12 protein-coding genes are annotated in these 14,746 nt (G+C 54.9%); all 12 read left to right on the top strand.

Annotation, left to right across the window (positions count from 1 at the left end):
• The first annotated feature begins 37 nt into the window (after window positions 1-37).
• Window positions 38-1,504: an SLC13 family permease gene (locus tag BUB55_RS05630; protein ID WP_073188960.1), complete on the top strand. Its 1,467-nt coding sequence runs from the start codon at window positions 38-40 to the stop codon at window positions 1,502-1,504.
• 95 nt (window positions 1,505-1,599) lie between these two features.
• Window positions 1,600-1,761, top strand: a complete 162-nt coding sequence (locus tag BUB55_RS14180) for a hypothetical protein (protein ID WP_159431931.1) — start codon at window positions 1,600-1,602, stop codon at window positions 1,759-1,761.
• 103 nt (window positions 1,762-1,864) lie between these two features.
• On the top strand, window positions 1,865-2,062 hold the full coding sequence (locus tag BUB55_RS13965; protein WP_143152922.1) for a hypothetical protein: 198 nt from the start codon (window positions 1,865-1,867) through the stop codon (window positions 2,060-2,062).
• A gap of 17 nt (window positions 2,063-2,079) precedes the next feature.
• Window positions 2,080-5,298: a carbamoyl-phosphate synthase large subunit gene (carB, locus tag BUB55_RS05625; protein WP_073188958.1), complete on the top strand. Its 3,219-nt coding sequence runs from the start codon at window positions 2,080-2,082 to the stop codon at window positions 5,296-5,298.
• A 401-nt stretch (window positions 5,299-5,699) separates the two neighbouring features.
• Entirely contained in the window at window positions 5,700-6,239 is a 540-nt protein-coding gene (rbr, locus tag BUB55_RS05620) for a rubrerythrin (protein ID WP_073188986.1), read from the top strand.
• A gap of 396 nt (window positions 6,240-6,635) precedes the next feature.
• A complete protein-coding gene (locus BUB55_RS05615) occupies window positions 6,636-7,910 on the top strand; it encodes a saccharopine dehydrogenase family protein (protein ID WP_073188957.1) in 1,275 nt (424 codons plus the stop codon).
• Between the two features lie 14 nt (window positions 7,911-7,924).
• The gene (gene speA, locus BUB55_RS05610) at window positions 7,925-9,823 is read left to right on the top strand and encodes a biosynthetic arginine decarboxylase (protein WP_073188955.1); all 1,899 of its coding nucleotides are present in this window, start codon (window positions 7,925-7,927) and stop codon (window positions 9,821-9,823) included.
• A gap of 18 nt (window positions 9,824-9,841) precedes the next feature.
• A complete protein-coding gene (locus tag BUB55_RS05605; protein WP_073188953.1) occupies window positions 9,842-10,660 on the top strand; it encodes a glycosyltransferase family 2 protein in 819 nt (272 codons plus the stop codon).
• A 23-nt stretch (window positions 10,661-10,683) separates the two neighbouring features.
• Window positions 10,684-11,520, top strand: a complete 837-nt coding sequence (gene nudC / locus BUB55_RS05600) for an NAD(+) diphosphatase (protein WP_073188952.1) — start codon at window positions 10,684-10,686, stop codon at window positions 11,518-11,520.
• Window positions 11,521-11,540: 20 nt separating this feature from the next.
• Window positions 11,541-12,968, top strand: coding sequence for a ribosome biogenesis GTPase Der (gene der, locus BUB55_RS05595; protein WP_073188950.1), 1,428 nt, complete (start codon window positions 11,541-11,543; stop codon window positions 12,966-12,968).
• The gene (gene plsY, locus BUB55_RS05590; protein ID WP_159431930.1) at window positions 12,916-13,551 is read left to right on the top strand and encodes a glycerol-3-phosphate 1-O-acyltransferase PlsY; all 636 of its coding nucleotides are present in this window, start codon (window positions 12,916-12,918) and stop codon (window positions 13,549-13,551) included. Before der ends, plsY begins: the two co-directional genes overlap by 53 nt.
• Before the next feature lie 142 nt (window positions 13,552-13,693).
• Window positions 13,694-14,725, top strand: coding sequence for an NAD(P)H-dependent glycerol-3-phosphate dehydrogenase (locus BUB55_RS05585; RefSeq protein ID WP_073113632.1), 1,032 nt, complete (start codon window positions 13,694-13,696; stop codon window positions 14,723-14,725).
• Window positions 14,726-14,746 lie beyond the last annotated feature (21 nt).

The raw sequence follows: 14,746 nt of genomic DNA, 5'->3' as shown, positions 1-14,746 counted from the left end.
GCCATAGGGGGCCAAATATGCTAAATTTGAGCCCGCTATGACAAAGGCTAAATTCATCAAATTCATTATTGCGTCGATCCTCGCGATTGTCGCCCTCTACTTGCCCTACGAATCCATGGGATTCGATGCCGCAAGCCCCATGGGAATCCTCAACCCGCTCGAAATTCGCGTCATTGGCGTTTTCGTGATGGCAGCCCTTTTCTGGATTCTTCAACCGTTCCCGATCTGGTCCACCTCCATGCTGGTGATTGTGCTTATGATTATCACCATGTCGGACTCCGCTTTGACGCCCTTCCGCGTCGACGGTGTGACCATGATTAGCCACAAGTCCATTATGGCGACGTTTGCGAACCCCATCATCATGCTCTTCTTGGGCGGGTTCTTCCTCGCTGCCGCTGCGACCAAGTACAAAATGGACTTGAACCTCGCTCGCGTGCTCTTGAAGCCCTTCGGCAAGAACCCGAAGTTCGTGCTGCTCGGCCTTATGCTCATTACCGCCGTGTTCTCGATGTTCATGAGCAACACAGCTACCGCCGCCATGATGCTCGCCATTTTGGCTCCTGTGCTCAAGCTCTTTGACGAAGATGACCGCGGTAAAGCGGCCTTTGCCCTTGCCATTCCCCTTGGCGCCAACATCGGTGGTATGGGTACCCCGATCGGTACGCCTCCTAACGCTATCGCCCTCGGTGCCTTGAACGATGCCGTTGCCCGTGGCGACTTGAACGCCGCCCCCGTGTCCTTTGGCCAGTGGATGGCTTTTGGTATCCCCTACGTGATTATCCTTATGGTGGTGGCCTGGATTTTGCTCCTCAAGATTTACCCCATCAAGATGAAGCAAATGGTTTTGAACATTGAAGGAGCCGGCAAGTTTGACACGAGCCCGAAAGCGATCATTGTCTACATTACCTTTGCTCTGTGCGTGCTCCTTTGGGTGACGGGTAAGGGAGTGCATGGCATTAACGACAACGCCATTGCCATGATTCCGATGGCTGTATTTGCCCTCACGGGTGTGATTACCAAGAAGGATTTGAACGCCATGAGCTGGGACGTGCTTTGGCTCGTCGCCGGCGGCTTTGCCCTGGGTGTTGGCCTTAACGCCACGGGTCTTGCGGCTCACCTTATCAAGACAATCCCGTTTGCAAGCTGGTCTCCGTTCGCCCTCATGGTCGGCTGCGGCGTCATCTGCCTCTTTATGGCGAACTTCATGAGCCACACTTCTACGGCGACTCTCCTTGTGCCGATCCTTTGCGCTGTGGGCATTGCTTGCCAGAACAACCTCACGGGGCTTGGCGGCGTCACCGCTCTCCTCGTCTCTGTCGCCTTCGCAAGCTCTCTCGGCATGAGCCTCCCGATTTCGACGCCTCCCAACGCTCTTGCCCACGCCACCGGTTACACCGACACGCGTGGTATGGCCATTACGGGTGTGGTGATGGGCATTCTTGGCTTGGTGCTTTCCTGGGTCATGATGATCGTGCTCGCCAAGCTCAACTTCTTTGGTTCGTAATAGAACGGAAGTCGTTGAACTAGACTGGTTTAAAAAGAGTCTCCGCAACGGGGCTCTTTTTTTGTATATTGGCAATACTCTATAGGAGGGATTTTATGATCCGCAAATTTCTTGGTTCTCTTATCTTGTTGAGTGTCTTTGGTTTAGCTGCGTGTGGCGGCGATTCGGGCAACAACACAGACTCCACGGAAGACGAATGTACAAAGGATCCTGGTGCCCCGATGTGCCAGGTGGACGAGCCCGAAACCCTCGAATAATAGCCCGGAACTTTTTTACATTTTTTGTTTCCGCCGTATTGCCATGGGGGTGCGGTTATTCTATATTTGCGCAAGTTTAAACCTTGAGCGATTTAGACAAAAAATGAAAAGAATTCTTGCAATGTCGAAGCCCAATGCAGTTTGCGCAATCCATGGCGCAACGGCAGATGGCTTTTTCAAGGGTTCTAAATTTTCTGATTTTGATTTTGCTGGACTTTTTAGTTCAGCATTTTTTTTACCGGCATTGTCACCGCGCACATGTTGCGCGGTCACCATTTTAACACAAGAGTTTAATAATTAGTCATACGGAGATAAAAAATGAAGATTGAAGGCATCGACAAAGTCCTTATCATCGGTTCTGGCCCGATCGTGATCGGTCAGGCTTGCGAATTCGACTATTCCGGCACCCAGGCTTGCAAGGCCCTGCGCGAACAGGGTTACAAGATTGTGCTCGTGAACTCCAACCCGGCTACCATCATGACCGACCCGGTCATGGCCGATGCCACTTACATCGAACCGCTGAACGTCGCCCGCCTCACCCAGATTATCGAAAAGGAACGCCCGCAGGCACTCCTCCCGAACTTGGGCGGTCAGACCGGCTTGAACCTCGCCTCTGCTCTGAGCAAGGCTGGCGTGCTGGACAAGTACGGCGTGAAGGTCATCGGTGTGAACCTCGACGCTATCGAACGCGGCGAAGACCGTGAAATCTTCAAGGAAACCATGCAGAAGCTCGGTATCGACACCCCGCGCTCCGGCATTTGCCACTCTGTGGAAGAAGCCGAAAAGATTGTTGCTGAAATCGGTTACCCGGTGGTCGTTCGCCCGGCATACACCATGGGTGGTGCAGGCGGCGGCTTCTGCTACAACGTGGAAGAACTCCGCACCATTTGCTCTAACGGTCTTGAACTCTCCATGACGCACCAGTGCCTCATCGAAGAATCCATCCTCGGTTGGGAAGAGCTGGAAGTCGAAGTCGTGCGCGATTCCAAGAACCAGATGATCGCCATCTGCTTCATCGAAAACATCGACCCGGTGGGCGTGCATACCGGTGACTCCTTCTGCGCAGCCCCGTTCCTCACCATCGACAAGAAGCTCGAAGAAGAACTGAAGGAAAAGGCCTTCAAGATTGTGGAATCCATCGGCGTGATTGGCGGTACCAACGTGCAGTTCGCTCACGACCCGAAGACCGGCCGCGTGGTGATTATCGAAATCAACCCGCGTACCAGCCGCTCTTCCGCTCTCGCTTCCAAGGCTACCGGCTTCCCGATCGCCCTCATTTCTGCAAAGCTCGCTGCAGGCCTCACCCTCGACCAGATTCCGTACTGGCGCGACGGAAGCCTCGAAAAGTACACCCCGAGCGGTGACTACGTGGTGCTCAAGTTCGCACGCTGGGCATTCGAAAAGTTCCGCGGCGTCGATGACTGCCTCGGCACCCAGATGAAGGCCGTGGGCGAAGTCATGGCTATCGGCAAGACCTACAAGGAAACCCTCCAGAAGGCTATCCGCGGCCTCGAAAACGGTCGCTCCGGCCTCGGCTTTGCGAAGGACTTCAACAAGAAGAGCAAGGAAGAACTCCTCGAAATGCTCAAGACTCCGAGCTCCGAACGCCACTTCCAGATGTACGAAGCTATCCGCAAGGGCGCAACCGACGAAGAGATCTTCGCTGCCACCTACGAAAAGGCTTACTTCGTGCAGCAGATGCGCGAACTCGTGGAACTCGAAGAAGAAATGCTCAAGACTCCGGGCCGTCTCCCGGCCGACGAACTCCTCATCAAGGCCAAGAAGGACGGCTTCAGCGACAAGTACATCGCAAAGATTCTCGGCATCCGCGAGAAGGACGTGCGCAAGAAGCGTACCGAACTCGGCGTGGTCGAAGGCTGGTGCGCAGTGCCGGTGAGCGGCGTGAAGGACCAGTACTACTACTACAGCACCTACAACTGCAAGGACGAATCTACCGCTTCCAACAACCCGAAGAAGATCATGATTCTCGGCGGTGGCCCGAACAGAATCGGTCAGGGTATCGAATTCGACTACTGCTGCTGCCACGCTGCAATGGCTCTCCGCGAAATGGGTTACGAAACCATCATGGTGAACTGCAACCCCGAAACGGTCTCTACCGACTACGATACTTCCGACAAGCTCTACTTCGAACCGGTTTCTTTGGAAGACGTTCTGCAGATTTATCATAAGGAAAAGCCGGCTGGCGTGATCGTGCAGTTCGGTGGCCAGACTCCGCTGAACATCGCCCGCGCACTCTCCGACGAAGGCGTCAAGATTCTCGGTACGAGCATCGACTCCATCGATATCGCTGAAGACCGCGACCTGTTCCGCAAGATGATGGACCAGCTCGGCATCCCGATGCCGGAAAGCGGCATGGCCACGAACATCGACGAAGCCCTCGCTTGCGTCAAGCAGATCGGTGGCTACCCGGTGATGATCCGCCCGAGCTTCGTGCTTGGCGGCCGCGGCATGGAAGTCATCTACGACGAAAGCATGCTCCGCGAATACGTGGCGAAGGCCGTGGGCGTGACCCCGGATCGTCCGCTCCTCATCGACCGCTTCCTCCACAACGCTTTGGAATGCGAAGCCGACGCCCTCTCTGACGGCGAACACGTTTACATCCCGTCTGTGATGGAACACGTGGAACTTGCCGGTGTCCACTCCGGTGACTCCGCCTGCATCATCCCGCCGGTGACCATCACCAAGGAAAACTTGACAACCATCAAGGATTACACCAGGAAGATTGCCGAAGCCCTCCATGTTTGCGGCCTCATGAACATGCAGTACGCTATCGAAGACGGCAAGGTGTTCGTCCTCGAAGCCAACCCGCGCGCAAGCCGCACGGTGCCTCTGGTCTCCAAGGTTTGTAACACGCAGATGGCCCGCCTCGCTACCCGCCTCATGCTCGGTGCCAAGCTCGAAGACTTGAAGCTCAAGGACAAGAAGTTCAACCACCACGGTGCTAAGGAAGCTGTGTTCCCGTTCGACAAGTTCCCGAAGGTGGACCCGGTTCTCGGCCCCGAAATGCGCTCTACCGGCGAAGTGCTCGGCCTCTCCGACGACTACGCCCTCGCTTACTACAAGAGCCAGGAAGCCGCAGGTTCCTTCCTCCCGAACGAAGGTGCCGTGTTGATTAGCCTCTCCGACAAGGTTAACTTGTCTGAACAGGCCATCGAAATCGGCAAGGAATTCCAGAAGCTCGGCTTCAAGATTTACGCTACCGAAGGTACCGCCAAGTTCTACGAAGCCGCCGGTGTCAAGTGCGAAGTGGTGAACAAGATTGCTGAAGGCCGTCCGAACGTCCTCGACATCATCCTGAACAAGCAGGTGAACCTCATCATCAACACGCCGTGGGCAAAGCGCGACGCCATCAAGGACGAAAGCGCCATCCGCAAGGCCGCCATCAAGTACAAGGTTCCTTACATCACGACCCTCGCCGGTGCCTACAACACCGTGAAGGGCATCGCCGCTGCAAGGAACGGCCACGGTGCCGTTAAATCTCTGCAAGAATACCATGCAAGCATTGAAGAGATTTAATTAGGCGTGTCATCCTGAGCGTAACGCCGTAAGGCGTGAAGTCGAAGGATCCAAAAACTTTAAAGACCGTAGCAATAAAATGCTGCGGTCTTTTTTGTGTGTATGGGAGGGGGAGGAATCCCCCTCGCTTCTGTTTCGCCAGACTTGAAACAGTATAAAGGTTGGTGAGCCTGTCGAACCATCCGTAACGCCCGGGCTTGCAGAAAAAGTGTAGAAGGTACTTCCGCATTTGCGGATGCTTTTTCTACATAGTGGTGGTGTTGCTCCAACTTTTGTTGGGGCGATTTTGCATTTGTGCAAAGGCGCTTATACTTTTGTTGTAGCCATTTTGGACAGCATGTTGGATTTGTTCTAAAAAATTATATATATTCTCCAATGACAAACCAAAAATGGAGAATGTTATGGCAAACAAATACGCAGGCACCCAAACCGAGAAAAATCTGGAAGCGGCTTTTGCAGGCGAATCCCAGGCTCGCAACAAGTATACCTACTTCGCTAGCCGCGCCAAGAAGGATGGTTTCGAGCAGATTGCCGAACTCTTCCTCAAGACTGCCGACAACGAGAAGGAACATGCCAAGATGTGGTTCAAGGAACTGGAAGGCATCGGAGACACTGCCGAAAACCTGAAGGCTGCCGCCGACGGCGAAAATTACGAATGGACCGATATGTACGAGGACTTCGCGAAGACCGCCGAGGCCGAAGGCTTCAAGGCTCTCGCCAACAAGTTCCGCATGGTTGCCGCTATTGAGAAGCGCCACGAAGAACGCTATCGTGCCCTCCTCAAAAACGTGGAAACTGCCGCCGTGTTCGAAAAGAGCGAAGTCAAGGTGTGGGAATGCCGCAACTGCGGCCACATTGTCGTGGGCACCAAGGCCCCGGCCGCATGCCCCGTGTGCGCCCATCCGCAGTCCTTCTTCGAAGTCACTGCTGAAAACTATTAAGAGACCGCTCGTTCGTCGTCTCGGGTGAGGAACCTCCGGTTTCTCACTCGCTCTCGCAACCACGCCTCGTTAATACGAGGCGTTTGTTGCTCACGGAAGGAGCCGAGTGTCGCGGCAGACTGCTTGCATGCCGATATGACCGAGGCGACGAGTAATGCGCTCTGCGCAATTACTAATAAGACCGCTCGTTCGTCGTCTCGGGTGAGGGCCCTCCGGTTTCTCACTCGCTCTCGCCTCCGCCACTGATTAATATCAGTGGCTCCGGCTCACGAAAGACCGCTCGTTCGTCACGAATGACCATTCGTTTTGAATGTTTCCATCCCCGGTTTCGGCCGGGGGTTTCTTTTTTTCTAAATTTATGGGGCTAACAATTCCATAATGAGGTAAAAACAAAAAATGGCAAGAGCATTGATTATCGGTTGTGGCGCTGTCGCCACGGTTGCTATCAAGAAGTGCTGCACGGCAAGCGAAGTGTTCAGCGAAATCTGCATTGCTAGCCGTCACCGCGAAAACTGCGAGAAGCTCGCTCAGGAACTGCGCCCGAACACGAAGACTGTCATTACGACTGCCGCCGTGGATGCGGACAAGGCCGAAAATGTCTCTAAGCTCATCAAGGAATACAAGCCCGACCTGGTGATGAACATCGCGCTCCCGTACCAGGACCTCGCCATCATGGATGCCTGCCTCGAATGCGGCGTGAACTACATGGACACGGCGAACTACGAGCCCGAAAACATCGACGATCCGGAATGGCGCAAGGTCTACGACAAGCGCTGCAAGGAACAGGGCTTCAGCGCCTACTTTGACTACAGCTGGCAGTGGGCATACAAAGAAAAGTTTGAAAAGGCCGGCCTCACGGCGTTGCTGGGTTCCGGCTTTGACCCGGGTGTTTCCCAGGCCTACTGCGCCTACGCCCTCAAGCACCAGTTCGACACCATCGAAGAAATCGACATTTTGGACTGCAACGGTGGCGATCACGGCTACAAGTTTGCCACCAACTTTAACCCCGAAATCAACCTGCGCGAAGTTTCCGCTCCGGGCAGCTACTGGGACACCGACGCTAACGGCAAGGGCCACTGGGTCGAAATCCCGGCCATGAGCATCAAGCGCGAATACGTGTTTGACGAAGTGGGCAAGAAGGACATGTACCTGCTGCACCACGAAGAAATCGAATCGCTCGCCCAGAACATCCCGGGCGTGAAGCGCATCCGTTTCTTCATGACATTCGGCCAGAGCTACCTCGACCACATGCGCTGCCTCGAAGACGTGGGCATGCTCAGCACGCAGCCCATCAAGTTCCAGGGCCAGGAAATCGTGCCTATCCAGTTCCTCAAGGCTCTCCTTCCGGACCCGGCAAGCCTCGGCCCGCGCACCGTGGGCAAGACGAACATCGGCTGCATTTTCAAGGGCACCAAGGACGGCAAGCCGAAGACCTACTACCTGTACAACGTGTGCGACCACCAGGAATGCTACAAGGAACTCGGTAGCCAGGCTATCGCCTACACGACTGGCGTTCCTGCCATGTGTGGCGCCATGATGGTGCTTACCGGCAAGTGGAACAAGCCGGGCGTGCACACCGTCGAAGAATTTGACCCGGATCCGTTCATGGAAGCCCTCACCAAGTACGGCCTCCCGTGGAAGGAAAACTTCAACCCTGTTCTCGTTGACTAGAGAGACCCAGAGCAATGAAAAAATGGCGCATTGACGATTCCCGTGACTTGTACAACGTCAAGGGTTGGGGCGTGAACTTCTTCGACATCAACGAGAAGGGCCACGCAACGGTTCATCCGCTCAAGGAAGGCGGCCCGGACATCGACCTGTACGAACTCGTGCAGGAACTTTCGCTCCGCGATGTCTCCACCCCGATGCTGCTTCGCTTCCCGGACATCCTGGACAGCCGCATCGAGAAGATAAACGAGTGCTTCAACAAGTCCCGTCAGGAATATGGTTTCAACGGGAGCTACTACAGCATCTTCCCGATCAAGGTGAACCAGCAACGCGCCGTGCTCGAAGAAATCGTCAGCCACGGCAAAAAGTACAACATCGGTCTCGAGGCCGGTTCCAAGCCGGAACTGCATGCGGTGCTCGCGAACATGGACAATCCAGATTCGCTGATTATCTGCAACGGCTACAAGGACGAGGACTTCATTGAACTTGCCCTCCTCGCGCAGAAGATGGGCAAGAAGATTTTCATCGTCGTCGAGAAGATGAACGAACTCCACTTGGTGGTGCAACTCTCCCGCCGTATCGGCGTGCGCCCGAACATCGGCATCCGCATCAAGCTGGCAAGTTCCGGCAGCGGCAAGTGGGAAGAATCCGGCGGATACCACAGCAAGTTCGGCCTCAACAGTTCCGAACTGCTCGAAGCGCTGGACTACATCAAGCAGGAGAAGATGGAAGACTGCATGAAGCTCATCCACTTCCACTTGGGCAGCCAGATTACGAACATCCGCCACATCAAATCGGGCCTGCGCGAAGTCTCGCAGTTCTACGTGCAGATTCGCAAGATGGGCATGGGCCTCGAATTTGTGGACGTGGGCGGCGGCCTCGGCGTTGATTACGACGGCACCCGCAGTTCCAACGCGAGCTCGGTGAACTACTCCATCCAGGAATACGCGAACGACGTGGTGTATGCCATGTACGAAGCCTGCGAAAACGGGGACGTGCCGCACCCGAACATCATTGCGGAATCGGGCCGTGCTCTTGCGGCGCACCATTCCATTTTGGTGTTCAACGTGCTGGAAACCGCTGGCCAGGCGTTCTTTGACGAGAACGCTCACGAGATTGACGACGACGCTCCCGATGCATTGAAGGATTTGTACGGCATCTACAAGGGGCTCACCCCGAAGAACCTGCTCGAAAGCTGGCACGATGCCATCCAGCTTAACGATGACGTGCTGAACGGTTTCAAGGTGGGCGATTACGACCTGCCGACGCGCGCCATGTGCGAACGCCTGTTCTGGAGCATCGTGCGCAAGGTGGACCAGCTAGCGAAGGACTTGCGCCATCCGCCTTATGAATTGAGCGAACTCCCGCGCCTGCTTGCGCAGAAGTACTTCTGCAACTTCAGTTTGTTCCAGAGCCTGCCCGACAGCTGGGGCGTGGACCAGGTTTTCCCGCTCATGCCTATCCAGCGCCTGAACGAGGAACCTACGGTCGAGACGACTATCCAGGATGTCACTTGCGATTCCGACGGAAAGATCGACATGTTCGTCCGTGGTGGCGACGTGAGCCGCACGCTCCCGCTGCATGAACTCAAGAACGGCGAACCGTACTACATTGCGGTCTACCTCGTGGGCGCCTACCAGGAAATCCTCGGTGACCTGCACAACCTCTTCGGCGATACGAACGCAGTCCACATCGTCTGCAATGACAAGGGCGGCTACGAAATCGACAAGGTGATTGACGGCGAATCCGTGGAAGACGTGCTCGATTACGTGAACTTCAGCGACAAGGCGCTCGTACGCACCATGGAAAACTGGGTGTCACGCTCCGTGAAGGAGGGGAAGATCAGCCTGCAGGAAGGCAAGGAATTCCTGAACATCTACCGCGGCGGCCTTTACGGGTACACGTATTTGGAGTAGCAAGGGATTGCCCAGGCGGTGGAACGGAATAGTCGACAGATTGCCGTATTGCTTGCGACCTACAACGGCGCGAGGTTTCTGAGGGAACAGCTTGAATCGCTGTTCCGGCAGTCTTGCGAAGATTTCCATCTGTACGTCCGCGACGACGGCTCTACCGACGATACTTTGAAGATTGTAGGCGAGTTCGCCCAAAAGTACCCCGACCAGGTTTCGGTCATTGACGACGGGGAAGGTCGCCTGGGTGCGGCTCACTCATTTATGAACCTGCTGGACCAGGTGGATTCTGAGTTCTACATGTTTTGCGACCAGGATGATGTGTGGCTCGATACCAAAATCGAGAAGACGCTGGAGCACATGCTCGGGCTGAACCAGAACATGCCCGTAGTGGTGGCGACGGACTTGCAGGTGGTGGACGAGAACTTGAACAAAATCAAGGATTCTTTCAACGCCGACTTGAAAATAGACGTTTTTCGCAAACATCCGGAGCTGCTTTACGTGCGCCATGTGGTCACGGGCTGCACCATGATGATCAACGAGGCTGCGAAAAATATTTCGCTCCCCTTCTCGCCGCTGGCGACTATGCACGATGAATGGATTGCCCTTTGCACTCATTTTGGCAACGGGACGATTTCTATTTTAGACAAGGCGACGGTGCTTTACCGCCAGCACTCGGCGAACGCCGTAGGGGCGGAAGAATCCACAAAGGGTTTTGTCCATCGGGTAGGCTCTGCAAGGGGGCGTTCCCATTTTGGGGCCCTTTATAAATTAGTTCACGAAGTTTTTGACGTTTCGCTCGTTCAGTTTTTGCTGTATAAAATTCGCTTCAGCTGGTTCTAGCCAAATAATCTTATATTTGGTCTATGCTTCAAGATATTGAACCGTACCAAATGCATAACGAGTTTCGGGTGCAAACGCCGAAACCGAGCGACTATTTGATTGTCTATAATGGCGAAAATACGCTCCTTAAAAAGGTAGGCGACAATTATGTTGTGCCCCGTTTTAGCGATTTTGACGCGGCAAAGTCGCTGACGTTCCCGTGCCACTATTTGCTGAGCATTGATGACGAGGCGTATTTTTTGCTGGATGACGAAAACCGTTCGCGCGTGGCGCCCGAGGGATTTGAATTTGTTGGTAATCGAACCTTCCGCATGCTCTGCAGCCCGCTTGAGCGGTTGGGCGGCGCCACTTCGGCTCACATTGCCCGCTGGGAATCCCTCAACAAATTTTGTGGACGTTGCGGTGTGGCGATGGCTCGTGGAAGCCGCGAACGCGCTATGGTTTGTCCTGCTTGCCACAATACGGTCTACCCGAGAATCTCTCCGGTGGTGATTGTCGCCGTGCATAACGGCAATGAACTTTTGATGGCCCGCAACCTGGATCATCCCGACAAAACCCGTTTGTTCCTGATTTCGGGATTCGTAGAAATTGGCGAATCGCTGGAACAAGCTGTGGCTCGCGAAGTGATGGAAGAAGCGGGAATCCGCGTCAAGAACATCCAGTACTTTGGAAGCCAGCCGTGGCCGTTCTCGGAGTCGCTCATTGCGGGCTACACGGCGGAACTGGACGGCGATGCCACGCTCCACATTCAAGAAAGCGAAATCGAGCGCGCCTGCTGGGTCAAACGCGAAGACATTCCGCCTTACGATACCAGCGTAAGCATTAGCTGCTGCCTTATCGAAGCCTTTCGCAAGGGCTGAGTTTTCTATATTTTACAGTAATGAAATTACCCGTCGTATGCATCATTGGACGCCCGAACGTGGGTAAGTCCTCCCTGTTTAACCGCATCCTCGGCCGGCGTGCCGCGGTGGTGAGCGACCGTGATGGAGTCACCCGTGATCGCCATTACCAAAATGCGAATTACAAGGGGCACGAATTTACCGTAGTCGATACCGGCGGTTTTTTGCCGGACGACTCCATTGACGTGCTCGCCGATAGTGTTCGTGCCCAGATTTTTAACGCTGTGAACGAATCGGACCTGGTCCTTTTTATGGTGGATGTTCGCGTGGGCATTACCAAGCTGGACCAGCAGTTTGCCCGCCTTATTCGCAAGCTCGACAAGAAGGTGATTCTTGTGGCGAACAAGAGTGAGAACCAGAGCGACCGTCAGGAGAGCTACGAGTTCTTGAGCCTTGGATTTGGGCAACCGCGAACCATCAGCGCCAAGACGGGCTACGCCTGCTTGAGCCTTTTGGACGAGGTCGTTTCGGTGCTGCCGACTCCGGTTCGTGGCGAACGCCGCGAAGAACGTCCCATCCGCTTTGCTATTTTGGGCCGCCCCAATGCGGGCAAGAGCACGCTCTTGAACCGCCTCTTGAACGAGGATCGCGCGGTGGTCTCCGATATCCCGGGCACGACCCGCGATTCCATTGACTGCGACTTTGTGGTCGATGGTCAAAAGTTCGTGGTGACCGATACGGCAGGCCTTCGCAAAAAAGCGAAAGTCGAAGACGAAGTCGAAATCTTTAGCAACATGCGTACGCTCGAGAGCATCCGCCGTTCTGACGTGTCGGTGCTGATGGTCGATTGCACCCGTGGCCTTGAGGTGCAGGATCTGCGCATTATTACCGAGATCCGCAAAGTGGGCAAGGGCCTGGTGCTGGTGCTCAACAAGTGGGACATTTATCCGAACAAAACGGAAAAATCCTTTGACCACATGGTCAAGGAAATGCTCGAACGCGAGCCGATGCTTGAGTACGTGCCTATTTTGAGCATTAGCGCCAAGGAAGGCCTCCGTATTAACCGCGTGGTGCAGGCAATTCAAACGGTCTATGCCAACTGCCGCCGCGTGTTGGGTCGTGACCGCGTTGCCGAGAGCTTTGCGAACTTTTTGCAAGAGAAGGCTCCGCCGAGCCACAACGCCCGCGTGGTGATGCTTTCCCGTGCTTGCCAAATCATGGTGGAGCCGCCGGTCATTGCCATAGAGACGCGTACGCCCGAACTGGTGGACGAATCGTACAAGCGTTACCTGCTCAAAAAGTTTTATGAGGAATTCCAACTGCAGGGGGCGCCCTTGCGCTTGAATTTCGATCAGAAGTTAACCCTTAGAAAGGATGAAGAACTTGAACAGTTTACTGAGTCTTCCAATAGCATACTTGCTGGGGTCGATCCCCAGCGCCATTTGGATCGCAAAACTCGCGAAGGGTAAAGATTTCGATATTCGGGACTACGGTTCCAAAAATGCGGGCCTTACCAACACGTTCCGTGTGCTCGGCTGGAAACCGGCGCTCCCCGTGGTGTTCATGGACTTGCTCAAGGGTTTCTTTGGCCCGTGGATTGCCATGCGCATGTGCGAATCCCAGGTCGCTGCCGGCGGTGCGGACTATTCCCACTGGGTTCCGCTTGTCGCGGGTATCCTCGTGATTCTCGGGCACAGTTTCACCTGCTTCGCGGGTTTCCGCGGTGGCAAGGGCGTGCTTGCGGCGCTCGGCGTGTTCCTCGCGCTTTGCCCGATTACCGCGCTTTCTGCATTTGGCGTGTGGATTGTCCTCACGGCTTCAACCAAGTACGTTTCGGTAGGTAGCATTGGCGCCTGCGTCGCGCTCGGCATTTTTGCCGTGATGGGCTACCTCAAGTTGCCTTTCCCGCCCGACGATATCAACCTCGGGCTCATGATTACCTGCCTTCTGGTGGCGGTTTTTGTGATTGTGAAGCACAAATCGAACATCAAGCGCCTTTTGAACGGTACCGAGAACGGTTTTGGCAGCAAGCGCAAGACCCCGAAGGCGTAAATATTGTAGATTGTTGTAAGAATGATTGTCAGTGTCATTCTGAGCGCAGCGAAGCGGAGTCGAAGAATCTAAAAAGACCCATTCGACTTCGCCACGAAGGGGCTTCGCTCAGGGTGACACGCAAGAGATTAGGAAAGATAATATGAAGGTTACAGTTTTAGGTACTGGTGGTTGGGGCCTGACTCTCGGTCAGGTGGTCTATGAAAATAAGTGCGAAGTTTCGTTCTGGACAAACTCGCAGGCTGAAGTCGATCTGCTTTCGACGGAACACCAGTACAAGGACAAGCTCCCCGGCGTAATCTTCCCGGCGGATTTCAAGTACACGACCGACATGAATGCGGCCCTCGACGGTTGCGACATGGTGCTCATCGTGGTGCCTTCGCAGTTCATGGGCGGTGTCGCGAAGAATCTGGGCAAGTGGACTCCGGCGAAGGGCAAAGAACCTATCGTTGTCTGCGCCACCAAGGGCATTCTCGAAGGTACGAACCAGCTGATGAGCGAAGTGCTGCTCTCGAACGTGCCGTGGCTTACCGAAAACAAGATGGTCGCCTTCAGCGGGCCTTCGCATGCCGAAGAGGTTAGCCGTCATATCCTTACCGCGATTGTAGCTGCCTGCGTGAACGAGGAATCCGCGAAACTCGTGCAGAAGGTGATGAGCTGCTCTTACCTGCGCGTTTACAGTTCTACTGACATCGTTGGCGTGGAACTCTGCGGTTCTGTGAAGAACGTGATTGCGATTGCCTCTGGCGTGCTCTACGGGCTCGAGGCGAGCGGCAAGTACAAGATTGGCGACAATACGCGTGCAGCCCTCCTTACCCGTGGTCAGGCCGAAATGTGCCGCCTGGGCAAGGCTCTCGGTGCAAAGTCCGAAACGTTTGCGGGCCTCGCCGGCATGGGCGACCTTATCGTGACCTGCCTCTCGCAGCACAGCCGCAACCGCTATGTGGGTGAACACATCGGGCGTGGCGAAACCATCGAGCAGGTGCTTGCCGGCATGAAGATGGTGGCCGAAGGCGTACCCACCTGCAAGAGCACCAAGGCGCTCGCCGACAAGCTCGGTGTCGAGATGCCTATCGTGAACTCCGTGCACGCGCTCCTCTTCGAAGGCAAGAAGGTCGACGATGTCATCAAGGACATGTGGGGCCGCGAGCTCAAGGAAGAAGTCTGGGGCTAATCCAGATGAGAAGCCGCGAGG

Source organism: Fibrobacter sp. UWP2 (assembly GCF_900141705.1).
Lineage (GTDB): Bacteria > Fibrobacterota > Fibrobacteria > Fibrobacterales > Fibrobacteraceae > Fibrobacter.
The sequence above is the reverse complement of the archived record's forward strand: the minus strand, read 5'-3'. Positions and strand labels throughout refer to the sequence as shown.

Bases quoted from the DNA above. Each gene is read 5' to 3' on its own strand.
- BUB55_RS05630 (WP_073188960.1), top strand. From the start codon at position 38: ATGACAAAGGCTAAATTCATCAAATTCATTATTGCGTCGATCCTCGCG.
- BUB55_RS14180 (WP_159431931.1), top strand. From the start codon at position 1,600: ATGATCCGCAAATTTCTTGGTTCTCTTATCTTGTTGAGTGTCTTTGGT.
- BUB55_RS13965 (WP_143152922.1), top strand. From the start codon at position 1,865: ATGAAAAGAATTCTTGCAATGTCGAAGCCCAATGCAGTTTGCGCAATC.
- carB (WP_073188958.1), top strand. From the start codon at position 2,080: ATGAAGATTGAAGGCATCGACAAAGTCCTTATCATCGGTTCTGGCCCG.
- rbr (WP_073188986.1), top strand. From the start codon at position 5,700: ATGGCAAACAAATACGCAGGCACCCAAACCGAGAAAAATCTGGAAGCG.
- BUB55_RS05615 (WP_073188957.1), top strand. From the start codon at position 6,636: ATGGCAAGAGCATTGATTATCGGTTGTGGCGCTGTCGCCACGGTTGCT.
- speA (WP_073188955.1), top strand. From the start codon at position 7,925: ATGAAAAAATGGCGCATTGACGATTCCCGTGACTTGTACAACGTCAAG.
- nudC (WP_073188952.1), top strand. From the start codon at position 10,684: ATGCTTCAAGATATTGAACCGTACCAAATGCATAACGAGTTTCGGGTG.
- der (WP_073188950.1), top strand. From the start codon at position 11,541: ATGAAATTACCCGTCGTATGCATCATTGGACGCCCGAACGTGGGTAAG.
- BUB55_RS05585 (WP_073113632.1), top strand. From the start codon at position 13,694: ATGAAGGTTACAGTTTTAGGTACTGGTGGTTGGGGCCTGACTCTCGGT.